Genomic DNA, 23,462 nt, shown 5'->3' with positions numbered 1-23,462 from the left:
TCTTTACCGTCGAGCCACAGCAGATCGAACGCGAAGTAGAGGCGGAGCTGGATGCGGTAGCCATCGTATTTGATTTCGTGAATCCACTGCGCGCCCCGAAGGCGCCTTCATCTTCAGGGTCGCCAATTGGGGGCTGATGAAGCCCGGCATCTGAGGGGCTCCCGGCTTCGGGGCCGATGCCTTGGTACGCTTCGCCACTCACAAAAAAACCCACCGCCAAGTTGGCCGGCGGGCGGTCGACCTTCCATTACCGAGTTCTGGCCCGGCGTCAGTCCGGCGTCGTCTCGGATGCCTGAGTGCTGCTGACGGGGTCAGACGCCGGGAAGCTGTCCTTCAGTCCCTTTTGCAACTCGTCATCCTTAGCCTTGTCACTCCTGATTTGCTGCTTGGGATTCTGCGCGTGCTTGTCCGGCGGGGCGGGATCAAACTTCTCGGTCATTCTATCCTTGTCCTATCCTGGCGGCAGAGCGGGGCAAAACGCTCCACTGCTGTGCGCTGTTCCTGGCGTCGCCGCGCCGGACCTCGAAGGTTCTGTGGCCCATCACCTCTGTCGTCGATGCTTTAGCAATTTTTGCATATCTTTTTCACGGTCTGGTCGACTTTGCTGTTCTCCTGATCGATCTTGGCGTCACTATCGTGTTGATCAGCGGTCGTCGGCCGACCGATGCCGCCTGCAGCGGCTCCCTGGGTATTAGCGGCAGGCGTTCCCGATGAAGCTGCGGTTCCGGCAGCATTGGTGCCGGGGCTTGCGGCATTCGTGCTGTTTCCTTCGACCGCTCCCTGATTGCGCCCGGATTGAGGGCTGGAAGTGCCGTTGGCGATACCGGTTATCGCATTGGTGGTGCCCGTGGTTGGATTGGTATTTGCATTCGGGGCAGTAGCCGACGGGCTTGCCGCCCCGCCCGAGGTCGCAGCGCCTGCGGCTCCTGCAGCGGACGGAGATGCTGCAGTCGAACCCCCTGCACCTGCAGAGGACGACGCACCGCCAGCGCTTCCACCGGCAGATCCGCCGGCACCACCGCCGCTGCCTCCACCGCCTCCGCCCCCACCTTGGGCAAATGCTGCGCAAGGGATGACGAGAGCTAAGACAAGTGCAATGCTGGAGCGTTTCATTGCGCGACTCCTTTAGCGAAGAAGCCACGCTGCTGCGTTTCGTTCCTAGGCGTTGGGTCGAGCCGACGCATCCGTTCTCAAGGGAATGTGCGAGGATGTTGGGGGCGCTCTCCCAGCAGGGCCGAGGCCAGCAACCGAACTATAGGGGAGACCAGGCGTTATCTACATCATGTCAGACGCTTTTGACTACTTCCGGGCCTACGCTATCCGAGCTCTTTGCAGGGCCCGGTCGATGCCGCACGGCAGGATGAAACATCTGCAGCTGCTGGCCGGGCGGATCTATAATCTCCTCAAGAAGGAGGCGGCTTACGGCCCGAACACGCAGCACCTTGAGGACTTCCGCGCTGCGCAGAAGCTCGAGAGATCCCTCGATCGGCGGCCTGGAGATGGCCCACCCTCTCAAAGTCACTTTGCTCAGTCGAGCTGGCCGCGCGCCGGGCGGGAGGTTCGCTAAGTGGCTTCCCTCGACACCCGCACCGTAGCGAGCCTCCTGCGAGAATACGCACAGCGAACAGCCTTGCGCGGCGGCAATCCCTACCGGGCAAAAGCCTATTCACGGGCCGCGGATAACCTGGCGGCTCTTGCGATCCCTCTCGATGTGCTCGTCGCCGAGGACCGGCTTACGGAAATCCCCGGCGTCGGCGAGGCGATCGGGGACATCATTACCAAGCTCCACAAGACCGGCACTCACCCGAGCCTCGAAAAACTGCGGAAAGGGATTCCCGAGGGTGTGCTCGAAATGCTCGCCGTGCCTGGCCTCCGCCCCGAGAAAGTGCTGCGTCTGTACCGGGATCTCGGCATCGCCTCGCTAACGGAGCTGGAGGCCGCCGCCAAGGACGACCGCATCAAGAAGGCCAAAGGCCTCGGGGCCGCGTTGCAAACCAAGATCCTGCAGAACCTCGCCATCGCGAAGAGCGGCGAAGACCGCCTCCACCTGCACCGTGCGGCGGCTCTGCTCGCTCACGCCAAGGACTCGATCCGCAAGTCTCAACCCGAGCTGAAGCGCGTCACGATCGCAGGCGAGTTCCGCCGCGGCTGCGAACTCGTCGGCGACCTCGCGATCGTCGCGGAAGCACCCAAGAAGGACAAAAGGTCGAAGGCGTCAGCTGCTGACGGATTGCAGATCCGGCTGTCCGATCGAAAGCACTTCGGCGCTACGCTTCTCTTCGCCACCGGCTCGGCCGCTCACATCGAGCAGCTCCAAGCGCTGGCCGCCGAAAAAGGAATGCGGTTGGAGGCGGACGGGTTGCACCAAGGGCCGCACGCTGGTCGCCGGCGACGAGTCCGAGATCTACCGCGCCCTCGGCTTGCCCTTCATCGATCCCGAACTCCGGGAGGGGCGGAGCGAGGTCGAGCTGGCGCTGAAAGGCAAGTTGCCGAAGCTCGTCACCGACAAGGACCTGCGCGGAATCCTACACTCCCACACCGACGCGTCCGACGGCACCGAGACCCTGGAGACGATGGCCAAGGCCACCCGCCAGCGTGGCTTCGAATATTTCGGCGTCGCCGATCATTCCAAGTCCGCCCACTACGCTGGCGGTCTCTCGGTGGAGGAGATCGCGCAGCAGCACCGGGAAGCCGACCGCCTGAACAAGCGCTTCGGCAAGGATTTCTGGATCCTCAAAGGTATCGAATCCGATATTCTGGCCGACGGATCGCTCGACTATCCGGACGAGGTGCTGGAGCGTTTCGATTTCGTGGTCGCGAGCATCCACGGGCGCTTCAGACTGGGCCGCAAGGCGCAGACGCAGCGCTTGCTTCGGGCCATCTCGGATCCTCACACCACGATCATCGGCCACATGACCGGGCGGCAGCTGCAGCGGCGTCCGGGGTACGAAATCGACGTCGAGAAGGTACTGCGGGCATGCGCGAAGCATGAAGTCGCCGTCGAGATCAACGCCCACCCATGGCGGCTCGATCTCGACTGGCGCTGGCACCAGGCGGCCCTCGACTTCGACTGCATGCTGAGCATCAACCCGGACGCTCACTGATTCCCGAACTCGACCACATGCACTGGGGCGTCCAGATGGCCCGCAAGGGGGGCGTCCCCGCCGACCGCGTCTTGAACGCGATGACACTTCCCGAGATCACGCGCTACTTCCGCCAGAAGCGGCGCTCGCTCGCCCGAGCGGCCTGATGCCGCAGGCGCCCGATCTCTCGCTCGAGGGAGCGGTGGCGGCGGCCGCCGCCGATCGCAGGCACCACTTCAGCAAACCGACCCATGAACGCATAGTCCTGGTGGAAGGCTACGGCGGTCGAGGAAGACGCCCATGCCGGCGCGTTCGTCCGACACCGGTATCTCGCCCGTCGCCGGCCTCGCCTAGCCAATCTCCGACAGGTCCACCTGATTCCGTCCGAGCTCTTCGCCTCCCTTCTCGAAGCGGGCTTCAAGGTCGCAGCGGGCGACCTGGGCGAGAACATCACCGCAACCGGCCTGGATCTCGAGCGGATGCCGCTCGGGACCCTTATCGAGCTCGGGCCCTCGACGGTCATAGAGCTGACCGGCCTCCGGACGCCTTGCATCCTCATTGACCGCTTCCGGGCCGGGCTTAAACGACAGATGCTCTCGTCGGCGGAAAAGGGCCCCCCGTTCAAATCCGGGGTGCTAGGCGTGGTGCGGGTCGGCGGGACGGTCGCGGCTGGCGATACCCGCGGGTTCGGCTCCCGTCGTCCTCCTTCGGGGCCTTGCCGGCTTTGTAGGAGCCGTGCACAACGCTTGATGAACGTGTCCTCGATGACCGGCCGGCGGAGCACGCCGTGCGGCGAAGGCAGCTCGAGACCGACCGCGGAAGAACTCTAGTAAGCGAGAGCGAGAATCCTCGTCGGTGCATCGAGCCCCGAGGGTACGTTCTCTAGAATGAAAGCCTTTCTACACCGCCTCCTGACGATCAAGTCCGACTTTCCAATCTGGGTACGCTAGGCGACGGCGGTCGCGGCCATTCTGGCCGCCGCCTACCTCATCCCGGCCGCCTGCTGCACCTCGTGCTCCAATGGTTGGATCGCCCGACGTCACGCGCGGACACAGAACCTTTCCAGCGCTCGCGACGTTTGCACAACTGGAGGAAGCGAGGACGTGTAATGAGGGCCAGAACGACATGCGGATACTGATCGTCGACGACCATCCCGTTGTCGTAACGGGCTGCCGGGCCTTGTTCGCTTCGGACCCGTCCGTAGAGATCCTGGAAGCTTCCGATGCAAAGGACGGCCACCATGCGTACTTGCAGAAGCATCCCGACGTCACCGTGGTTGACGTGACGCTTCCCGACCTTACCGGCTTCGAATTGTCCCGGCGAATCCGCAGGGATGATCCCGCCGCCAAAATAGTCATGTTCAGCGTGAGTGAAGATCCAGCGTTCGTGGTGCGCGCTGTGGAGATGGGCATTCAGGGATATGTCTCAAAGAGCGATGATCCCCGTCTCCTGGCCAAGGCCATCCGGAAGGTTGCCGCCGGGGAGCGCTTCGTCTCACCGCGTCTGGCTGAAGCGACGACCTTCGTGGGCGCGGTGATCAAGGCCAGTCCTTTGACGCAGATGAACCGACGCGAACTCGAGATCCTGAGGCTTTTGGGTCGCGGCGACCGCATCTCAGAAGTCGCGTCCGAACTCGGCATCTCCTACAAAACTGTTGCCAACACGACTTCCATGCTGAAGTCCAAACTCGGCGCTAAAAATCACTCCGACCTCGTCCGGATTGCAGTCGAGATCGATTTGTACCGGTGAAGAGTCGTCGACTGGGATCCTGTTTTTCGGCCCGTTTTCGCGCAATAGCGACATCGGAGAGAGTTCTGCTCATCAAATGCCATCGAGCGGTACGACCTCTGGACGGCCAGGGTGAGCCATATGGAGCTATCCGCACGGACTGTTTGAACTCATCGTCAGAAGCATCCGCAAGAACTCCATTATCACATTAGGAACGCAATCGGCCGAGCGGAGTTAAATCGCCGCTTCTCATTTTGTGTTGCAAGGCCGAGCGAAGGAAGCCCATGCGTCGCGTTCGACTTGTGATAGCAGATCGACATCCCATTGTTCTGCAGGGTTTTGTATCGCTGCTCGAAGCGCAGCCCGATTTCGAAGTGGTTGCGTGCTGTCTTGATGGAGCTAGTTGCCTTGCGGCTATTCGCAGCTTGACGCCCGATGTGGTGTTACTGGAGGACGGGTTCACAGATGTAACCGCCTCCGACATCCTCGCCGTCGTGGACGACGAAGGCCTTTCCTCCCGGCTGGTGTTCTTTACTGCTACTGTCGCCTGTGGCGATCTTGCCAGGGCACTGGCGACCGGTGCTTGCGGCGCGATTTCGACGAACGCCAAACCAGAAGCGCTGGTGCAGTCCCTGAGGCTGGAAAAACCCGGGTCCGACCTGGCTAGGGTCGGTAACGAAGCTAATGGGATCGCCTCGTTCGGCAATAACGTTCTGGCGGTTCTGACCGTCAACGAGCAGACGATCATGGATCTCATCGCCGAAGGTTTGTCGGACAGTGAAATTGCTCGGGTGCTCGGTGTCTCTCTGGAGATCGTCAGGATTCACATCGACCACGCGCGACAGAAGCTCGGAATCAAAAGCCGGATGGAGCTCGCCGCGCTGGCACTGTCGCGCCGTTATGGCGCGATGAGTATCCTGGCAGCTGCGATCTTGGCAGCATTGGACGATTCGCCCGGTCACGCCGCAACCGAAGGCTGCACGGTCATGGCCGAAAACGGGTGCGCGGAGGTGGTCACCATCAAAATCAGTCGCAAGGAAGCAGTATCAGGCGGGGACCCCGGCCAGAGGCGCGACCAAGGACCGCGCCGGCGCCGCAACTGGGACGTCATCGCCGACCGGCAAAATCGTCGATCCCTTGGCCGAGATTGCCGCGAGCCTGTTTGCGCAGGAAACATTCAACGCGCCGAGGCCGGGTTCGAGCAGCTACAGCATCTTCATGGCTGCAGCTTTCGCCGCCTTGATCTACGAGCTCGATGGTGCCAACCACGCCGTGCACGCGTTCAATTTCGGCGATGAAATCGTCACTTCATCTACCGCAAGCGACGCCAACGGACTGGCATCCGCACTTCCCAGGTTCGCAAATTTCGGCGGCACGGCCGTGTACGATGGGGCGTTCGCATTCGAGTTCGCTCAAGGCGATACAATCGCCACAGGCGGCAGCGAGCTTTATGTCGGCAATGCCCATGCGGAGGGTGGCGGCAGCGACCGAGAAATCACTATTCCCGGAGGTTCCGGGACCGTTGACGTTGTTGCGGCGGCCACGAACGAAGCCTCGCAGCGTGACCCAACGCAGACAGGCCGGGATAACGGGTCCAATCAGGATCGATCGCAATCGGACTTGCGCGCTTACGACAACAGCTCCGAGGCCGCTAAGCGCGAGGCCCCAGGAGACGGTCTAAATCACGGTCAATCGCAGAAGACCCTACATGAGTCCGACAACAGCTCCGGAGCCGCCAAAGAGCACGCCAAGCATGAGGCCGCGGGAGACGGTTTAAATCACGGTCAATCGCAGAAGACCCTACACGAGTCCGACAACAGCTCCGGAGCCGCCATGGGGCACGCCCAGCATGAGACCGCGGGAGAAGATTCGAATCGCGGACAGGCGCACGGCGATTTGCAGGCTTTCGAAGATGGCTCCGGGGCCGGCAAGCAACACGCACAGCATCCACAGGTAGGTGATTTAGATACTGCCAAGCCGCAGCGGGATATACCAACGGCGTCCGTAAATTCTGCCAACGACGCACATTCGGCGTTGAAGATTGCGACTGCAGGAAAGAGCGGGCCTTCTTCCGGCAGCGCAGATCAGGCCAAATCAGCGGTTGGCACCGAACTTGGCGATTCCTTTCATTTTAAAAATGGCACCGACAATACGTTTTCAGACATGTATGACCTACAGCAACTGAGCCACGGAAATGGAAAAACCTATGGAGATGGTCAGCATGCTGTTGCACGCGAGGGGCCGGAGCCGGTCCAGGATGCTGACGGGATTGATATTTCAGATGCGCACCACGATCACTCGGGGCACGCCAATCTCCATGCGGCTCACGATTTGATTGTGTAGCAATTACTGATCGAATGGGCCGTGCTGCCTTCAGAACAGCAAGATCATCCGTGTCGGCCAAGTCGGCGTTCACCACAGCATTCGAGCATCCCCTCGAGGCGCTCGCGACGCCATCAAGGCGACCCACGATAAGATCAAGGTATCCAGGGTCGTAGAGGAGCTGCTCGATGGCTGGACGGGACCTACAAGCCGATGGAGTAGCCGTCGCCTCGGAACCTCTCGGCGCTCTCCCGCGACATCACCCGGCTGCTATATTCCTGAACAAGCTCAGACAACGCCCACTGGATGCGGGCATTAAAGGTCAGACCAGATGGTGAGCGACGGCTTGAACGAGGGAGTGGTAGGCGACACCGCGAAGCTGGTGGCACATCGGCTGATAGCGCGGAGCTTCGTCGCGCCCCTTCGTTGGTGGAGAGGGCGAAGGCCGCTCATGCCCGCAAGGCCAAGCAGTTCGCAGCTGGCCCTTCGTACGCGAGTGGGAGGACCGAAGCAGGTTGGACGCGAGGCCCTTCACGACGCCCCCGTCGTTGAGCCGTCCAAATGGACGTCCTTTTTGCTGTCTAATCCCATCCCAAACCTCCGTCCAAGCCGGCGGCTTCTTTCGCACAGCTATACCGATCCCTAAGCAAGGGTTCCGGCTAAGCGGTTACAGCCGTTCGCCGCACCCGCCGGCTCAACACCTGAGCGGCTGCCATTCGGCCTGCTCGCCGAGATGCAGAAGAAGCGGAAAGAGGGACTCCAGGTTGGTTTACCGCGAAAGACAGTGAGTCCGAATTATCGGGCAAGATCTGGCGCGGATTAGCAACTCCGAGTGATCGAGCAAGGTCTGGTGATCTCCGCTCTACACACAATGCCAAACCTTATCACTACGCTGATTGAACCTCTCGCCGAGGTCCCTATAGCTGCCTTCAAAAGAGCCAAGCCGATTGAAACCGGGAAAGGCGTTGATTGACGATTACGTCTCGCCAGGGTGCCTAGAATCATTCTGTGGCCTTCGAGTGCACTGACCATGGCCATGCCAATGACGGTTGTGGCTTTTTGGCTTGCGGCCGCGCCGGGCTCGGCGTCGGCTTTTGCGTCTGGGCGACATTGGCCGACTGCCGCCGACGCGGCAGTGGTATTTCGGGCATCACCTTTGGCTCTTCAGGCATCACAGTTGGCTCTGAGGCATTGGCGATGATGTGGGCGAGTTGTTCCTGGCTTGCGTTGAGCCGCTCCGTAAGCGTCTGACCGTCGCGCGCCATCTGCATCTGGGTCGCCTTGATCTGGTCGATGGTACTATTGCTGCGTGCCATTTCTTCCCGGCTCGCCTTGATTTGGCTCACGAGATTTTCATTGTCGCGAACCAATTGTTCTTGTCTCACCTCGAGCTGTTCGACCGTTTGCCTCAAGGCAGCGAAATCGTGTGCCATCGGTCGGAGCTGTCGCGCAAACTCGGAAGACAGGGCAACAGCAGTCGGCGCAACGTCTTTCGGCGCGGCGGCGTCCGGCGCGGCCTGTGTCAGGGGTGCCGGGTCTGAGGGGGCCATCTTCGCCGTATCAACGGAGGATGACCACCGCCAGGCAGCGACACCAATGGATGCTGCCAACAGAGAACCGACGAAAGCCACGTAGCGCCGACCCGCCGAGCGATGAATCGTTGCCGGCGGGGCGCGAGACGTCTTCCTCCTGGTCGGCGGGGCCAAAGGACCGACTTCCTCTTCGTGCGCCAAGTTGACCCGGTTAGAAAACTGCTCCTCCAAGCTTTTCGTGATCTGCTCTTCCGCGAGCTTGTCGTCCAGCGTGGAATCCATTTGGTGCTCCATCAATGCAATGGCACCCCACCTGAGAGCGATCCGCGCATCTGCGCTACGGCGAGCTAACATTCAACGGGATGCAGATGGTTTTTGAGCCTGCGAAGCTTTCCCAGGGATGAGCATGGAACTGCACGTCACGTCGTTTTTTTTGCCAGCTCACCCCAGAACTATACGGGAGCTTTTAACGCAGACGAGGAGGCGAAACTATGTTGATGGCCGGACAACCAGGGAAGGAACCTTGACCCTTCGCAAGCGCTGTCCGCCATTCGGCGCGGGGTGACGTGTGATCGCGGAGCCTGGTCGGGGTTGCGCAGCCGGCTGAGCACCGGCGGCGCGCTGAGTGGCGCAAGGCCGAGGTGGAGGCCGAGCGCTTTCGCGCAGAATGTGAGCAGCTCGATGCCGCGCGGTCGCCACATCTTGCCCAAAATCAAGTGGCGTAATCGGCGACATCAATGATCAGAAGACACGGCGGTTGTACCCGAGCCTGATGATCTTGAACGGCCCCGGAGTGCTTCACGCGCCGGGGCCGTTTTGGTTTGGGTATGGCTTGTGGCTACCGGGTGCGTAGTAGCACGCCGAATTGCTTCATCAAGAGCAGTCCGAGATTTGTTGATGCCTGACGATGATTATCGTGGTGGTGCTATCCATCGTATTGCGGATCAAACGCAGCTGGACGGTGTTGAGATTGACAAGATCATCTGGGACGTTGCTTCCACATTGCAATGATGGTGAACGCCTGTTCAATAAAGTTTCGCGGCTGTTCCCGGAACGGCGACATTCCCCACTGGTTGGTATCGTAACCAGCAAGGGAGATGCACAATGAGGAAGCATTGTTATGTTCTCGCCGCTGTGACGGCACTCAGCGTGGCAGCACCGACGCTCGCCGGTGCTCAGGAGTTCGGTTTCCGGATCGGTGGCGACCACGGATATTATCGCGACAGGGACTACGGATATGACGGTGGCTTTGATCGCGGATGGCACCACGGCTGGTACAATCATAATCGAGACCGCACGGTAGTTATTAGGCGTCAGCATCATTGGGACTACGACGATTAACGAAAATGGCCCCGACATTCGGGGCCATTTTTTTGCTTGCGCTATCAACCGCGAAGGGCCCTTCGCTGCGAGCAGGTTCGCGCTACATCAAAGGAATGTGGACTGCTCCGCCTACGCAATATCGGACCAGTATCGCTGGCTCTGAGTTCTTCGCCTTGGGCCCATCAGCGAAGTGACGGCGCACCCCGTTGAGATCCGCTTATTGAGGCACGGCGGACTTGCTCAGGTTGACTTCTTCGCATTTTCACCCAGAGCTGAGTCAGCGGACTCGTCACGACGAGCTAAGCACACGGCCACACAGCATGCTAATCTCAGCCGAGATCGTCCTAAAGTCACAGGGTTTCTCAAACCGCCGCACGTCCTTGAAGCGGTGGGGCATAGCATCAGCACCGTAGCCGGTTACAAAGATGAAGGGCTTCCCCAGACGAATCAATTCGTCAGCAATCGGGTAGGCTAAACATTCGCGCAGGTTTATATCGATCAGGGCAAGGTCAAAGGAATCCGTCTGGATTGACATTGCATCCCTAAGTTCGGCGACCGGGCCGATCACCTTGCAGCCAACTAACCGAAGCGCCTTCGCCAAGTCATCTGCCAGGAAGTATTCATCCTCAATGATCAGAACGCGGCAGCCCTCGATTGAACGTGCTACGTGGCATGTCATCATCTCGCCTCTTGACGTCAATCCTCGTTCTGGAACAAACGTGAATCGGTGGTTCCCAGTTCCGCTAGACGGCCCTCGTGTCCTTTGTGGAGGAACCAAGCTGCGGTGTCTCTACATCTCAAAATGACAAAATAGTCCGTATGTTCAAATGCGCCTCCGGCGAGCACACTTGGATGGAGGACGAGACGTAGGACTCGCTGTTGGCGCGGCCTCTTTCGATTGAATGTCGCCTGCTGGCGTTGAGACTTGCCCGCCTGTCCTGAGAATGTCCCTTCACCGGCGTAGACCGGAAGTCGCCTGATCCGGTGAAGCCGACGCGACTAGACCGGAATTCGCCGACACTAATAAGCCGTACCGTCCAGCGCGACACGCCCGCAATCAGCGGGGCGGCGGAGCGCTTGCCTCAACTCGCCAACGAGCAGCACACTCACATTCTGAAAGGCTCTTTGGGCTCACAGGTTGGGTTGCTGGATCTCGGATGCATGCTTCTTTACGCAGCGATCTTGTATTGAGCCGCCCGTGCATTCTTTGTAGTGCTCAAGAAGCTCCCCATCGGCTAGGTGGTCCCAGTACTCCGCCTCGGCGAGCAGCTTCCAGCTTTTGTCAGGATGATATGCGGCGCTCTGTCGGCACAACGAGGCCATCGCGCGCAAGCGGCGTACAGCTTTCATTCCCTTCCTCCCGTCCTTCTTCTACTTTTTTCCCACCTTAATTTCTGTTTTTGCGTCAGAGTCATCATGATTATAATCCAGAAGTATTTTTAGGTTTTTCCGATCGCCGACCAATCGGTCGATGGCGCGCTTGCTGCGAGAGACTTTCGTTTGGGCTTCGGATCGCGCATTCGTTCACGCGCGGTGCGCTGCCGGCGGGCATTCGTTCCGCACTTGGAACATTGTAGGTCGCTGCGCCAATGAACCGACCGGCAGTTTGTGTCTGGTCTATCCGTATCACCAACCCCGGCCCGCCATTCGGCGGCGCTGCTGCCTCGATAAGGCAAAGGGCCAGTCTCAAGCAGGCGTAGCTCGCCAGCATGCGCGACCTCGAACTTGATGACCAACTCAATGATGGGCGAGAGGAGCGCTAGTCGCACGGATTGCTGGATCAGGTGCGGCTCGCCCCGCACCAGCAGGTCACCGCCGGGCGAGGGTGGGCGCACGCACCCAGAAATCGTGTGCATCGTCTGTCGTCAGCATTATCGCACGTCCAAACTTCATCCCGTTGCTCGCGCGGCCCGTCGGTGCCCCAATTAAGGAATTTGTCACCGGTTGTTGTCACCATCTCACCATTGCAGATGAGTCGCGGTTTGCGGCCATGGAATTGCTGAAGTGGTTTGAACGCGGGCAAGACCAAGGATTGGTGGTCTCTTTCAAGAGGGAATGCCCGGAGTATGGACTTCCCGGCTAGTGTGGCGCCGAGCAGTACAGCTCAGCTAATTGATCCCAACTTACGGTCGGTATACCGCGCCGCCAAAGCTATGCTGCGGCTATTGCTAACGTCTGTGTTTTTGAACGTTGTTTTGAGCGAGGCGCCTAATGAAAGACATCTCATGGTCTGATCTCGATAACGATGAACGGCGCGCTATCGCAGTATTGGGAGCCGGGCTCTCCATCGAACTGTGCGACCCTCTTGCGCTTCTGACGTTGCGGCGGATCGGGCTGATCGAGGGGTCCCATTTGACGGCTGCTGCAGACGATTTGCGAAGAGATGCCGTTTCGAAGAGTGTCGCGAGCTAAGCCTTGCGGTGGGTGGTAGGAGTTGGATCGGGGAATGCCAAACGCAATCGAGCTCATTGTGGACGGCTACGTCAGCTTAAATGACAGGAGGGCTCTTGACGATTTGCGCATGCAGCGCCGGAAGCTCGCCGTGGACTTGAAGGCGCTTACCGGTTTTGATTGCCGGACAGCGATCCAGCAGATCGAGGAAGATATCGACGTGATCGAGGCAGGGCTGGCGCGGTTGGATGGCGCAACGACGGGATAGCCGATCTGTTCGCGTTTCTATCTGCGTCGATCTTCTTTGCCCCCACGACTAGGATCATGAGCACACGGCCGTTGTAATTCTTTGGCCTCATCCCATGGTGCGCCATCCAGCCATCGCGTTTCCTCGTCGGTCGCCAGAATGACCGGGGCATTAGCTTGGGCGGATCAGCCCGCCCACCTCATTTGGCGTTGTCCTTGCGAAGCCTGAGACCAAATGCGGCCCCGGCGCCTGCATCGAACCAACTTTTCGAAAGGGACAGACATTAAGCGTGAACTTCGAGCTAAAATTTTCCGTAGTTTCCCTTTGCATCAATGGAGTACGCTGGTGTCCTAGAGCTGGGGCGCGGGGATGACGCACTACCGAGCATATCTTTTGGATCAGAAACGCCACGTTATAAGCGTGGCTAAATTGCAGTGTGCCGACGAGCAGGAAGCACGCGACCGTGCTCAGCAGCTAGTTGATGCCAACGACATCGAGCTATGGCAGCTTGATCAGCGCATTGCGGTGTTTGAGGCACCCACAAGCAGAACCTCGCAGGCGGCGGCAGAGGAAAGCGTTCAGCGGGCGCAACCTCCTAGAACGAAACCTAAGTAAAGGCTGCGATCAAAGTAGGCGCACAACTCGGTTGAGCGCGAGGATGGCGGCTCGGCTGGTAGTGATGCTGTCACCGGCGTCCGACCCTACGCAGTATTCTTCCGCACGGCAGGCACTTGAACACGCGAGATCGATACGGCGGCATGGCTCAAGCCGCGAGGCATCAGACTGACGTCCACGTCGCGCTGCATTCGCGACAAGCTATTTCCCTCGTGAGCGTCATGCTTTCGGCAGGGGGCCAGCAAAGGCTTTGAGCTTATTGGCTCCTCCCGGCATTTTCACTCCTTCAGTCGCGCTCCGGTAGCCTAAGCGCGTGGCGGATGCCCACGCGTACTCGGCGGCGGTTGATCATCCAATCGGCGTAACAGATCAAGCTGAAGTCTAAGGGTAGGTGTTAACTCGTCGTCCCCGAGACATGCTTGCAGTCTCTCGCCAATCTCTCGGAGGATTGCGCGGCTGAACGCCCTGTCGATGTCAATACGGGTTCGCATGGCAGAACTCCCTGTTCTGGCCGAAAGCCTGCCCTGCCATTGTCGTTCTGTCTTTTTCAGGAGTTGAGGCCAAGACCGCCGCCTTTGGCTATCTGTCGCGAGCGGTTGTGGACAGCGGGTGATGAACAACCATTGGCTATCCGCGACATGCGCCGTACCTGACGGCGGGCGACGGTCTCGCAAACACAACGCCGTCGGCCGACAAAGGTTCACATAAGTTAACCTCGGAAGGCGCTTTGGTAGCTTGACACCACCGATCCGGCGACCGGCTCGCGGATCACCTTTTCGGCAGGCCCAACGCTTCGACGGCCCGAATGCAGATTTGAACTGGGTCTTTCAGGCTGGTCTGACCGATCTCAATGATCTTCTTGGCGATCATTTTGGAACGGGGATCGTTCCGCTCCTTTACGCCGATAGTCTTCAGGGCTTGCTCGGAAGCGTTTGCGAGCCGGATGACATCTTCCGGTCCAAGAGGTGAGTTCTGAAGTATCCGGTAAATGACCAAGCAAGTCCCCGGCTGAATAGCAGCATCGCAGGAGTTCTTTCGCTGAAACTAGCAAATTGGGCGTGCGACCAGCACGCGCTCCATCGCAGGACGCCTGCGGCTCTTCACCGTCGAACAAGAGCGGGCACGAGATCAGCCGTAATAAAATCCGCGGCCCCCATGTAAGACCAGGCCGACGAGCTAATCGCCGTTCCGTCCGCACAATTGTCCGACCTCTTCGAGCACCTCAGACATATAGACGGGCTTCTCGCACCGTCGCGCACGTTGAAAGCGGACAGGTAATACCTCGGGGCTGTAACCCGTCACGAAAATAAAGGGGATACGACGGCGTATCAGTTCGTCCGCAATCGAAAATGATGGCTCTCCACGCAGATCAATATCGATGACTGCAACATCAAAGCCGCCGTTCGCAACCTGATCTTTTGCCTTAGAGATCTCGGCAAAGGGACCGACTACAATCGCTCCGCGAGCGGTTAATTCCTGCTCAAGATCACTCGCCAAGAAGTATTCATCCTCAAGAACGAGAACCCGGCATCCGGCCAGGTTATCTACCTCAGCAGTACACTTAAGCCACGCCCGGCTCAGGCCGACGTTCTCAATCGTGGCGATGCCAGCCATCCTCGATCTCCCCGCTGCCTCACGCGACCTTGCGTCCATTTTCGCCCGAAACAGTCACACTCAATTTCAATGTCGGCTCGCGCCGTCGCATAAACTTGGCTCTAACCTCGGAACAGACGCTAAGCGGGGAATGAGCCGATGTCATCCATTGTTGTTTGCGAAGAGCCGCCTGCCAGCTCTCACTAGCATTCGAAAGAAATGTGAGGCAGGAAACGAAACAATTTTGCGCGCAACCGAACCTTACTTGCGCAGCGCCAAGCAAGTGCAGAGACGCGATCAGTTGTTCTGACCGGCTGGCCCGAACGCGCCTCCTTGCGGAAGATCAAAACGAGGTCGATCACTGTGCCTAGGCTGGATACTGTAGCCGAACGACCTTCTGTCAGGCTGCTGAGGTTATGAGGCTTGGCGCGGCATGTCCGTCAGGGCCTCACCCAGTCAGCGGGGGGATCGGCTCCGCTCCTATCGCAGAGAACTTACGTTTCTCCCGGTCTAGCGGCGGCTCGCCGCTAGTTTCGACGCCGCTCCCGCGAAATAGTTCGTTAGGATCTGTGTGCCTAACTGAGAGCGTGCCGATTACCGCTGATTGCGGCACATGGAATGGGAATGTCGGCCCCGGCTGTCTCCCCAACCTGCGGCTGGGGCCGTTTTGAACTTGCGCAGCATTGTTCACCCCCGGTCCACAACTATGATTAAGGGCATTGCTATCGCGCTATTTGCGCTGGGCATTTTATCTCAGTTCGATCAGGCGCTCTTCTATGGCCGCAATACTGACGCTGCGCTTAGGCTTGTGCGCGAGATCAGTCGCGCGTTTGGCGTGTAGGCCGGCATTCCATCGCGGAAGCGCTCGCCCGCTTGCTCTCGAATCTTGCGGCGTGGTCACCGCCGGACTGCGGTCTCCACAAACTCCTGCACAGAACTTGGCACGTCATCGTGCTCGACAAAACGCCGACGCAGCTCGTCGGCAATATCTACCGTCACGTCGCGCGACCAGCCCTCGGCGGTATTGAACGCAACGATCCGCACCGGATGACTATATTGGTCTTCCAAAAGACGTCGGAGAAGCGATGCGCGGTCACTGTCTTTTTCGTCCGCCTCGCACCAGGCGCGCCCGAACCTGCCAAAATCGTTCAGCACAAGATAGGTGTCGTGATCGACATGCGGCACGATGGAGGGGGAGCGAGGCATACACAGCAACTCCTGCTGGAGCGAAGAGGAACCTTTACCGCGTTCCGGCCTCCCTGTGTAGGGGCGCACTCGAAAATTTTGAGGTATATCAAGCGGATAACCTCCCGACAGCCCAAGCTGCCGCTTTAGCGGTAATTTCCGGAACAAGTGTTCACTTTGTAACTTAAGCTAAGGTCTCAGGGGAAGTTCGGTGTGAAAGAGTTGCTGCCGGTCGTACTGGTCGTCGAAGACGAGCACGCTGTTCAGGGGTTCATCGAGGACGCACTCAACGAGGCCGGCTTTGGCGCCGTATCCTTGTCGTCAGGCGAAGAGGCGCTGACGATACTCAGCGGCGACAAAGACAAGTTTCGCGCTCTGCTGACAGATGTCAATCTGGCGGGTCGATTGAGCGGTTGGAAGGTCGCCAAGCGCGTGCGCGAGATCAAGCCCGACATGCCGGTGATCTACATGACTGGTGTCTCGGGCGACGAGTGGCCTTCTCACGGCGTGCCGGGCAGCATCCTTCTCACCAAACCGTTCGCACCAGTTCAGGTTGTCACCGCCGTCGCTCAGCTTCTGAACGTTGCCTCGACAGAACCATAGGTTCCAGTTGCAGCCATCCAGCCAACTGGATTGGCGACTTCTGCCAACGGACCGCCGCTTGGGACAAAATGGCCACTCCAATCCATGGCGCTCGCATCCAGACGTCGCGCTCCTTATCCGTCGTGAGGATCACTGGCATCGGCTTCGGATGGGTCGGTTCAACCATGGCGTTCGGCGTAGTCGTCAGGAACTATAGACAAGGTGCAGGCCTGAGACCGGCTTGAACTTGTGCCGTCGTCCGCCCGGAGCCGACAAGCTGTGCGATCTGTGTCTGTGTCCTAATTCCCACGGTTGCGACGAAAAGCGCATCCGTTTGTCGCCTTTCGAACAGACGGGCCAAATCCACTCCGCTCCAACTTCACTATTGGAAGCAGCCATCAGTTGGGGAGGCGGAATGGAACGTTCCCTGTTACTTGAGATGACGCGCGACAAATATGTCGAGCGGTGCAAGCAGCGAGCTTTCGATCATCTCGACCGAGGTGATCTTAAGAACTCGGTCGCCTCGTTTGTCGAGAATATCAACGCGCGTCCCGATTGCGAGTTGCCAAACTACTTGGAAAGGCTTGGCGGTTCGCTTCTGACGGCGAACGATGCGCTCGGCTGGAGAACGCTCATTGAGATATTGAAGTGATGGTCCGATGGATCAAGCCAGCCAGGATGTGGCGGGGACCAATTTGACAGGGAACAAGCCCAGCACAACGACCGGACACTGATGGATGAGGGGGTGGGATGGCGCACTACCGAGCTTACCTTTTGGATCACGACCGCCACGTTATAAGCGTTGCCAATTTGCATTGTGCCGACGAGCAGGAAGCACGGGAACGTGTTCAGGAGCTAGTTGATGCCAACGACATCGAGCTGTGGCAGCTTGATCGGGGCATTGCGGTGTTTGAGGCCCCCAGAAGCAGAACCTCGCAGGCGGCGGCAGAGGAAAGCGTTCAGGGGCCGCAACCTCCTAGAATGAAACCTAGGTAAAGGCTGCGACCAAAATAGGCGCACAACTCAGTTGAGCGCGAGGATGGCGGTTCGGCTGGTAGTGATGCTGTCACCGGGGCGTCCGACCTTACGCGACCTCGATCGTTCGCTCCTTGCTGGCCCGCAGGCTGCGGAGGTAATAGCCTCGCGCGTGAACCGCTGATTTGATTTCGTCGCTGACCTTGAGAACTCGTTTCCTGCTCTTGCGCCACTTGTGTGCAGAGTAAAGCGCAGGTACGGCACAGCCTGTACTTAGAACGAGGAAGTCGCGCTTGTCATTGCGATAGACATCATACACCGTTCGCCCCCGCCTAATGGTTTTGAACTAAGAATGAAATATGTTTCGTCGTCTCAATCAATGAGATTAGTACCTCGAATGCCTGTGCGGGTTGTAAATGTGCAACGCCTCGAGACTTTTGCTTCACCTCGTTCCGGAATTGGAACGAACTGAAGCAGGTCCGGACCATCGCCAAGTTAGGTATGCTGCGCAGTTAGTTCAGCGAGGCCGTGAGCGGCACGAGACAGCGGTTCTCTGGCGTTCGCCACCTCGCCGTGCGGCGATGACGCATTGTCTGCGACGCGAAACACCCGGCGGGTTTGCCTATCCGCGAACCGGCAATCGATGACGGAATTCTGGCCGCCGGCCCATCCGAACTCACGCAATCCTCGGCGAAATGCCTCCAGGGGGCGCCAGTCAACGGTGCCCCAGGCGTCCGGCTGGGCGCGCACGCCCGCAGGCAGTGCAGCGGTCGGCTGCAGCCTGGGCGTGGTCTCGACCAAGTTCAGCATCGTCGCCGCCACGATCATCACGAGGATCCCACCAACGCTCAGCGTGATCTGCATCGCGAGCCCTTCCGATACGTCAAGCAGCGCCAGCAGGCTAGCGAGCGTCAGCAGAACGCCGAGGCAAAAGATTGGCAACGAGTGCTTGCCACAGAGGATGGCGCCGCGCATCGCCGGAGTCGTCAATGCTTGCCGATTGGGCGGCACGAACCACACCGCAACAACCGCAAGAGCCAAGAAATGCAATAGACGCAACGGATCGAGATTGGATTTGTCTAGCGGGTAAGCCAACTTGGTTAGGCCCTGCGGGATTAACGCTTCCAGCGGCTTGATTCTCCAGCTCAACGCGATGACAAGGCTGAAGACCAGATAGAGAGCGGCAGGCACAAGGGCCTTGCGAGACGTTAGCCAGGGGCGCACTCTTTCGCCCTCGATTACCATCCAGGCGCCAAGGACCGCCAGTAGCTGCCAGGCCAGTGGATTGAAAGCCCAGTGGCCGTTCGGCCACGCCGGCATGGACCAGCCGAACATATGCACCAGCGCATAAAGCGCCAGCGAGGCGCCAAGCGTCGCGTTCGGCATTCGGAGCAGCAACCACAGCAAAGGCGCGAAAAAGAGGTGGAGGAGCACGAAGATCGGCAATACGTCGGTATTGACCGTTCGAATACATCGTCGGGCCGCTCGCATGTCATTCGATCAATCATTCCGGCATAAATGACGGAAGGGTTGGAAGCCGCCTCATGAACTGAGGTGACGTCGTCCTGTTCGAGCGCCTGTTGAACGCCGCACGCACTAAAGGAGTATCGCATCATCGCTCATGTCTGCGGGCTGCCTCGCTCAGACTACAAACCCAATTTTACCCGGCTGGGAACGCGTTTGGAAGAAACTGTTGTTCTTCGCTCGATCTGAGCTTTTGCGTCCAGCACTTTGTCACCGGCTCCTGCGGCGCGCGCCCGGCTTACCTGGTCCGATGTGCTGGCGCCCTTCCCGCGCGTTCCGATCGGCAGACCATTTCCTTCGGCCCGCGCTGCTGGCGAAGAATTGTTTCGAGTGGACAAGGCGCCGCCGACTGGTTGGTCCTCATTGCTCGTGCCCGTCCCGATCGCGCCGATCGGCAGACCATTCTGAGCGTGACCAGCCCCGGCATTTCTTGCGGCCTGGGTGGCGGACCGCGACCGCGCCGGCGCGGCGGGCTGAACGTTCGGATTGTTCGGCTCGGCGTTGATGCCTGGATTTCCGCCGGTGGCAGTATCTTTCGTTCCCATTCCTGGGGGCGCTGATTGACCAGCGTTGCCTGCACCCGTTCCCATTCCAGAAGATGCCGACGGACCAGCGCTGGCGCTACTCGCGCCCGTCCCGGTGCCTGCGCCTGCGGACCCGGCGTTTGCGCCGCCGGCTTGCGCCAGGACCAACAGAGATGAGCTTGCGACGATGGTGGCGATTATCAAAGGCTTGGCGTGGGGCATCTGACGATCTCCTTTGCCAAACTTCTATTAACCACGACGCCGCAACGCGGTTCCTGCCTTCTGCGGCACAAGAACACCGCCGCCCTTGCGCTTGTCGATTGGACCAGTTCGTCGAAACGCCCGGTCAAGCCTTCTGTCCTAAGCGGTCCAGCGTGACGCCAATGGCCGTCGAGTCCTCAATGGTCTCTTCTTCGTCTTGCGATCGATGCGCCCGACTTGCCGGACAAGCTTCAGTCCTGCACGACTTGCTATAATCGCTTGGTTCGCTCGCAAGGAGCCGGCGTTTGGGACAGGACCGTGAACGCCCGCCCGCCGCGGAGATGAGCGGCCGCCCGGACTGCAGTCCACGGTGGACCACCGCTGTCCCATCCAACTCGCTGTCCGCATCTCGGCTTATCCGACAACAGCACGGAGGTGGTGAATGCGCCAAGTCATTCAAGCCGACGGCGAGGACAAGCGACGAACAGCGACGTCTGGATCCATGCGCAATGCGATGCGGCGAAAGCCGTCGCCGGCCTAACCTCTTCCACGTCAGCCGCGCTTCCGCTGAGAGGTTGGCTTAAACTCCACGACCTCGTGCTGGTCGCACGGATTCGATGGTTCATTTCGCTTCACGATTTGCTCAAGCTCGAGCGCTTCGATGGCGAGTTCATCCGCCAAGCGCTTAAACAGCTCGCACTTTTCTGTGTCCGTCGCCTGCTGACTCATCAACGCAAAGTCTCTGGCGTCAGCGCGGACCTTTTCCAAACGTGGTCGGAGGTCCTTCATGTGTGCCGGCTCAGCTTCTAAACTTATCCTCGGCCCGAACAATCAGTTTGCTTGTTCGGATCACGCGGGAGTCAACTACCGAAACAGGATATTGGTTCTTTGCGAACTGCCAAATTGGCCGCTTATTCTAGCCACGGCGGCTCCCGGGCTGAGGCATCCCTGTTCGGCACTCGCCGGATGATGCATAGAATTAGCATACCTGAAGGGGCATGAATGTTCGAAAGCGCACAGACGCGAGTGTTGCGCCGGACTAGGCTGCGAGCGATCCTAGACGCTCGCGAAGCGCTCGGGGCCCAACGGCCTCGGGGGGATGCCAATGTGCTGGCTGCGGTGAAGCAGCTCCGTCCGCGAACGCAGTGTTGCTGGCTGCGTGCCGGGTATGAGGCAGGAGTAACCTCGGCAGATTTTAGATCAAACGACGGTCGTTCTCGTGCGTACTTTCCTTCTCATTGTGGGAAAATATGACTACTGGTGAACGTTCTGTTCGTTGTAGTTGTCCTGCCCTCGCGCAGAACGGCACCTGCTCGGCGAGCAGGAACTCCGTCTCCGGTGACGATCAACACGATGGCCCGTCGATCGGACGATCACGACCCACCACTTCTGCGGCGCGGGATGATGCCGGTTGCAATCAGAGTTCTTTCGTCGTCCTCCCCCTTCCAGTCCTTCGAGCGTGGAATGCGGTTAGGCGGCACTTCAGAGGGCACCACGACTAGACGCGGGCCATCGCGCGCTTGAGATTCTTGTCGATGTCTTCACCGCGCCGCGGGCCCTCCGAGCGATTCAGCGAGAACCATCAGCCAGATCGCCAGCGCGCTCGCTATGGCGATGCCTCCAAGCATGGTTATGAGCCGCATTGAACGACGATGTGAAAAGCTCAGAGCCTCAGTGGGTAACAGCCGGCGTCAGCATTCCCATTTCAAACTGCAATCGGCGCTCAATTTGTCTGCCGCTTTTGGGCTGAAGCCCGCTCGATCAGGAAATCGTCCAAATCTCGGCCCGCAACGATGGCGATCGACCGGGCGGCGGCGGCGCGGATCGCGGGCGGGAGCGAGGCCCGGCGCAACTCAGGTGGCTCGATGAATCGATCGCGCTGCCTCGTGTCGCAATCCCCGAGTACTGGACCGGCATATTAATCAGACAAGAGTACAATTAATTCGTCGCGCTGCCCAATTTAAGCCGCATGGGAGCCGTTGTCGCCGCTGAGGCTCGAGCGGGGGTGGGGCGAACCCGGGAGTTTTCGATGTCCGGTCATTTGCGATTGTACTTCGCCAGCCTAGTCCTTGTTGGAGGTTTTTGGGCGGCGCCTGCGTCTTCCAATTCTCTTGCCGACTTCTTCAATACTGCTGCGTCCCAACCCACGGTAACCCCTCCGCCGCAAGCCGAATGCGTGCCGCGTCCCGGTACCTCGACCACCGGCGGACAGCATTGGGTCTACCGAACGGACGGTCACCGCAAATGCTGGTTCCTGGCCGAGGGCGTCGCGACAGTGAAGAAGCCCATGCGGGCTCGCATGGCCAAAGACCGCAGCGCCAGTTTGGACGAAAACGGGACCACGCAGACCAGGCGGCGCGCGGTCGTTGATGCGCGCGCGGAGTTGCTGCGCTCCGCACCGCCCGAGCAATCTCAGCCGCCTGTACCTGGAATGAAGGTAGCTGATGCCGCTTCCGATCTCTTCACGGGCCTCACCCTGATGTCGGCGGTCCCCATTGTCGATCTTCCCAGCAACCAGCTCACGCCCGAACACTCCATGCCCAGCCGAGTCGACGTTGGGCAGCTTCTCGCCGCCGCGTCCGCCGACCCACCTCAAGTTATGCCGCTGGGCGCGCGCACTGCAGAGGCGCGCGACGAAGCCCGCAGCTGGACGGCCTGGTATGGTGTGCTGCTGATGACGCTTGGCGGCCTCTCGCTCTTAAGCTCGAGCCGCACGCTTCGGTACGCGGTGAAATTACGCCACTGAGGTAGCGAGATACGAGGTACTGCCGCCGCGCGATCGATGGGATTCCACGGACCAGTATAGCGGAACTGCCCCACGTACAAAGGTTCCGTACGCCGCACTAAATTTGGCACCGCCTTAGACGGACATTCGACTACGATGATGGTCGCCCTTTGGGATGGGCCTGCATCATGCGGTACAAAGTGTTCGTGGTGGACGGCAGCCGGCAAGTGATCTGCGCTGCAAAGCTCGACTGCATTGACGAGCAAGCGGCGAGACGCCGAGCCGAGCAAATGCAGGACGAGCACGACGTTGAGCTTTGGGAAGGCGATCGACTTGTTGCCGTGTTCCGAAGCGCAACCTCGAATGAAAGTCGGAGCTAATGCGCGACCCCGAATAGACGGCCGGTCTCCTCGCCGAGTTAGTTCGAGCGTTGTGGGGCACCCCGGCCCGGCTGGTTGCCGACACGTCACAGCGACGTCGTCGCCGAGCCTCGCTACTGCGGGGATGAAGGCGCCAGTCCTCTTTCAAAATAGTGGCAGATGCGAGGAACGCGGGCAATCCGTCCATCGAATCGCGCGAGTGAGCCAACGCGGGTCAACCTTCGGACCGCCGGGTCTCTAAACGGCTCTTGCTCCGCCGCTCGCTTTGGTACGCCGTCTTCTGCCGATTGTTCTTGCTTCTACATGTCGGAGCTTACGTCGAAGCTTCTCCACCTGTCTAAGCTCCTCCAGAAGCGCCTGGTGACGTTCGCTCAGAACAGCACTAGAGAAAATCTGACGCGTACTCGACATCACATGCCTCAGAAAATGACTTGAAGGAAGAAGTCGACGAAAAGCGAAAGACAAAGGACACTCGACCGAAGCTCAATGAGCTGAAGCCGCAGCCGCCAGATGCTCCCAGTACTCGGCCTCT

General features: G+C 59.5%; 19 protein-coding genes and 2 pseudogenes. 10 read left to right on the top strand and 11 right to left on the bottom strand.

The annotated features are described in order from the left end of the window. Positions 1-268 precede the first annotated feature (268 nt). Positions 269-439 carry a hypothetical protein gene (locus ACVWYI_RS33750; RefSeq protein WP_247446488.1) on the bottom strand — a complete coding sequence of 57 codons (171 nt, stop codon included), beginning with the start codon at positions 437-439 and terminating at the stop codon, positions 269-271. 1,128 nt (positions 440-1,567) lie between these two features. On the opposite strand from ACVWYI_RS33750, the pseudogene ACVWYI_RS33745 reads away from it, so the two are divergent. From ACVWYI_RS33745 to ACVWYI_RS33725, 5 genes and pseudogenes are all read left to right on the top strand, one after another. Then, positions 1,568-3,250, top strand: a pseudogene (locus ACVWYI_RS33745) (PHP domain-containing protein). 207 nt (positions 3,251-3,457) lie between these two features. Continuing rightward, entirely contained in the window at positions 3,458-3,913 is a 456-nt protein-coding gene (locus ACVWYI_RS33740; protein ID WP_456664608.1) for an MOSC domain-containing protein, read from the top strand. Positions 3,914-4,208: 295 nt separating this feature from the next. After that, positions 4,209-4,832 carry a response regulator transcription factor gene (locus ACVWYI_RS33735; protein WP_247446486.1) on the top strand — a complete coding sequence of 208 codons (624 nt, stop codon included), beginning with the start codon at positions 4,209-4,211 and terminating at the stop codon, positions 4,830-4,832. A gap of 263 nt (positions 4,833-5,095) precedes the next feature. Continuing rightward, positions 5,096-6,109, top strand: a complete 1,014-nt coding sequence (locus ACVWYI_RS33730; RefSeq protein ID WP_456664260.1) for a LuxR C-terminal-related transcriptional regulator — start codon at positions 5,096-5,098, stop codon at positions 6,107-6,109. After that, positions 6,030-7,154 carry a hypothetical protein gene (locus ACVWYI_RS33725; RefSeq protein WP_456664259.1) on the top strand — a complete coding sequence of 375 codons (1,125 nt, stop codon included), beginning with the start codon at positions 6,030-6,032 and terminating at the stop codon, positions 7,152-7,154. The genes ACVWYI_RS33730 and ACVWYI_RS33725 overlap by 80 nt, the downstream gene beginning before the upstream one ends. Before the next feature lie 980 nt (positions 7,155-8,134). On the opposite strand, the gene ACVWYI_RS33720 is transcribed toward ACVWYI_RS33725, so the two are convergent. Further along, the gene (locus ACVWYI_RS33720) at positions 8,135-8,947 is read right to left on the bottom strand and encodes a hypothetical protein (protein WP_456664258.1); all 813 of its coding nucleotides are present in this window, start codon (positions 8,945-8,947) and stop codon (positions 8,135-8,137) included. 822 nt (positions 8,948-9,769) lie between these two features. Between ACVWYI_RS33720 and ACVWYI_RS33715 the strand changes: the two genes are divergently transcribed. Next, a complete protein-coding gene (locus ACVWYI_RS33715) occupies positions 9,770-10,006 on the top strand; it encodes a hypothetical protein (RefSeq protein WP_354051731.1) in 237 nt (78 codons plus the stop codon). Positions 10,007-10,277: 271 nt separating this feature from the next. Here ACVWYI_RS33715 and ACVWYI_RS33710 read toward each other — a convergent pair whose 3' ends face one another. Next, positions 10,278-10,670, bottom strand: coding sequence for a response regulator (locus tag ACVWYI_RS33710; protein WP_354051730.1), 393 nt, complete (start codon positions 10,668-10,670; stop codon positions 10,278-10,280). 449 nt (positions 10,671-11,119) lie between these two features. Further along, positions 11,120-11,338, bottom strand: a complete 219-nt coding sequence (locus ACVWYI_RS33705) for a hypothetical protein (RefSeq protein WP_354051729.1) — start codon at positions 11,336-11,338, stop codon at positions 11,120-11,122. 1,096 nt (positions 11,339-12,434) lie between these two features. Between ACVWYI_RS33705 and ACVWYI_RS33700 the strand changes: the two genes are divergently transcribed. Beyond that, positions 12,435-12,647, top strand: a complete 213-nt coding sequence (locus ACVWYI_RS33700; RefSeq protein ID WP_247446482.1) for a hypothetical protein — start codon at positions 12,435-12,437, stop codon at positions 12,645-12,647. Between the two features lie 1,362 nt (positions 12,648-14,009). On the opposite strand, the gene ACVWYI_RS33695 is transcribed toward ACVWYI_RS33700, so the two are convergent. The 3 genes from ACVWYI_RS33695 to ACVWYI_RS33685 form a co-directional block, all read right to left on the bottom strand. Then, entirely contained in the window at positions 14,010-14,237 is a 228-nt protein-coding gene (locus ACVWYI_RS33695) for a hypothetical protein (RefSeq protein ID WP_247350976.1), read from the bottom strand. A gap of 180 nt (positions 14,238-14,417) precedes the next feature. After that, positions 14,418-14,855, bottom strand: coding sequence for a response regulator (locus ACVWYI_RS33690; protein WP_247446481.1), 438 nt, complete (start codon positions 14,853-14,855; stop codon positions 14,418-14,420). 876 nt (positions 14,856-15,731) lie between these two features. Then, positions 15,732-16,040 (bottom strand): hypothetical protein, encoded by a 309-nt coding sequence (locus ACVWYI_RS33685; protein WP_247446480.1) that lies wholly within the window; start codon positions 16,038-16,040, stop codon positions 15,732-15,734. A gap of 192 nt (positions 16,041-16,232) precedes the next feature. Between ACVWYI_RS33685 and ACVWYI_RS33680 the strand changes: the two genes are divergently transcribed. Further along, positions 16,233-16,622 carry a response regulator gene (locus tag ACVWYI_RS33680; protein ID WP_247446479.1) on the top strand — a complete coding sequence of 130 codons (390 nt, stop codon included), beginning with the start codon at positions 16,233-16,235 and terminating at the stop codon, positions 16,620-16,622. Positions 16,623-17,016: 394 nt separating this feature from the next. Next, positions 17,017-17,253, top strand: coding sequence for a hypothetical protein (locus ACVWYI_RS33675; RefSeq protein ID WP_354051725.1), 237 nt, complete (start codon positions 17,017-17,019; stop codon positions 17,251-17,253). Positions 17,254-17,685: 432 nt separating this feature from the next. Here the strand turns inward: ACVWYI_RS33675 and ACVWYI_RS33670 are convergent, their stop codons facing one another. From ACVWYI_RS33670 to ACVWYI_RS33655, 4 genes and pseudogenes are all read right to left on the bottom strand, one after another. Continuing rightward, positions 17,686-17,895, bottom strand: coding sequence for a hypothetical protein (locus ACVWYI_RS33670; protein ID WP_247446477.1), 210 nt, complete (start codon positions 17,893-17,895; stop codon positions 17,686-17,688). 176 nt (positions 17,896-18,071) lie between these two features. Then, positions 18,072-19,043: pseudogene (gene opgC, locus ACVWYI_RS33665) on the bottom strand (OpgC domain-containing protein); the annotation flags it as partial. 179 nt (positions 19,044-19,222) lie between these two features. Beyond that, positions 19,223-19,645, bottom strand: coding sequence for a hypothetical protein (locus tag ACVWYI_RS33660; protein ID WP_247445023.1), 423 nt, complete (start codon positions 19,643-19,645; stop codon positions 19,223-19,225). A gap of 732 nt (positions 19,646-20,377) precedes the next feature. Next, positions 20,378-20,614: a hypothetical protein gene (locus tag ACVWYI_RS33655; protein WP_247446118.1), complete on the bottom strand. Its 237-nt coding sequence runs from the start codon at positions 20,612-20,614 to the stop codon at positions 20,378-20,380. 1,240 nt (positions 20,615-21,854) lie between these two features. Here ACVWYI_RS33655 and ACVWYI_RS33650 point away from each other — a divergent pair. After that, complete coding sequence (locus ACVWYI_RS33650) at positions 21,855-22,571, top strand: hypothetical protein (RefSeq protein WP_456664257.1); 717 nt, start codon at positions 21,855-21,857, stop codon at positions 22,569-22,571. The last annotated feature ends 891 nt before the right edge of the window (positions 22,572-23,462 follow it).

Source organism: Bradyrhizobium sp. LB13.1, from assembly GCF_054056815.1.
The sequence above is the reverse complement of the archived record's forward strand: the minus strand, read 5'-3'. Positions and strand labels throughout refer to the sequence as shown.

What these genes read in the sequence shown, in the direction of transcription:
- ACVWYI_RS33750 (WP_247446488.1), bottom strand. Translation starts at nt 439, where the DNA reads ATGACCGAGAAGTTTGATCCCGCCCCGCCGGACAAGCACGCGCAGAAT.
- ACVWYI_RS33735 (WP_247446486.1), top strand. Translation starts at nt 4,209, where the DNA reads ATGCGGATACTGATCGTCGACGACCATCCCGTTGTCGTAACGGGCTGC.
- ACVWYI_RS33730 (WP_456664260.1), top strand. Translation starts at nt 5,096, where the DNA reads ATGCGTCGCGTTCGACTTGTGATAGCAGATCGACATCCCATTGTTCTG.
- ACVWYI_RS33725 (WP_456664259.1), top strand. Translation starts at nt 6,030, where the DNA reads ATGGCTGCAGCTTTCGCCGCCTTGATCTACGAGCTCGATGGTGCCAAC.
- ACVWYI_RS33720 (WP_456664258.1), bottom strand. Translation starts at nt 8,947, where the DNA reads ATGGATTCCACGCTGGACGACAAGCTCGCGGAAGAGCAGATCACGAAA.
- ACVWYI_RS33715 (WP_354051731.1), top strand. Translation starts at nt 9,770, where the DNA reads ATGAGGAAGCATTGTTATGTTCTCGCCGCTGTGACGGCACTCAGCGTG.
- ACVWYI_RS33710 (WP_354051730.1), bottom strand. Translation starts at nt 10,670, where the DNA reads ATGATGACATGCCACGTAGCACGTTCAATCGAGGGCTGCCGCGTTCTG.
- ACVWYI_RS33705 (WP_354051729.1), bottom strand. Translation starts at nt 11,338, where the DNA reads ATGAAAGCTGTACGCCGCTTGCGCGCGATGGCCTCGTTGTGCCGACAG.
- ACVWYI_RS33700 (WP_247446482.1), top strand. Translation starts at nt 12,435, where the DNA reads ATGCCAAACGCAATCGAGCTCATTGTGGACGGCTACGTCAGCTTAAAT.
- ACVWYI_RS33690 (WP_247446481.1), bottom strand. Translation starts at nt 14,855, where the DNA reads ATGGCTGGCATCGCCACGATTGAGAACGTCGGCCTGAGCCGGGCGTGG.
- ACVWYI_RS33685 (WP_247446480.1), bottom strand. Translation starts at nt 16,040, where the DNA reads ATGCCTCGCTCCCCCTCCATCGTGCCGCATGTCGATCACGACACCTAT.
- ACVWYI_RS33675 (WP_354051725.1), top strand. Translation starts at nt 17,017, where the DNA reads ATGGAACGTTCCCTGTTACTTGAGATGACGCGCGACAAATATGTCGAG.
- ACVWYI_RS33660 (WP_247445023.1), bottom strand. Translation starts at nt 19,645, where the DNA reads ATGGGAACGAAAGATACTGCCACCGGCGGAAATCCAGGCATCAACGCC.
- ACVWYI_RS33655 (WP_247446118.1), bottom strand. Translation starts at nt 20,614, where the DNA reads ATGAAGGACCTCCGACCACGTTTGGAAAAGGTCCGCGCTGACGCCAGA.
- ACVWYI_RS33650 (WP_456664257.1), top strand. Translation starts at nt 21,855, where the DNA reads ATGTCCGGTCATTTGCGATTGTACTTCGCCAGCCTAGTCCTTGTTGGA.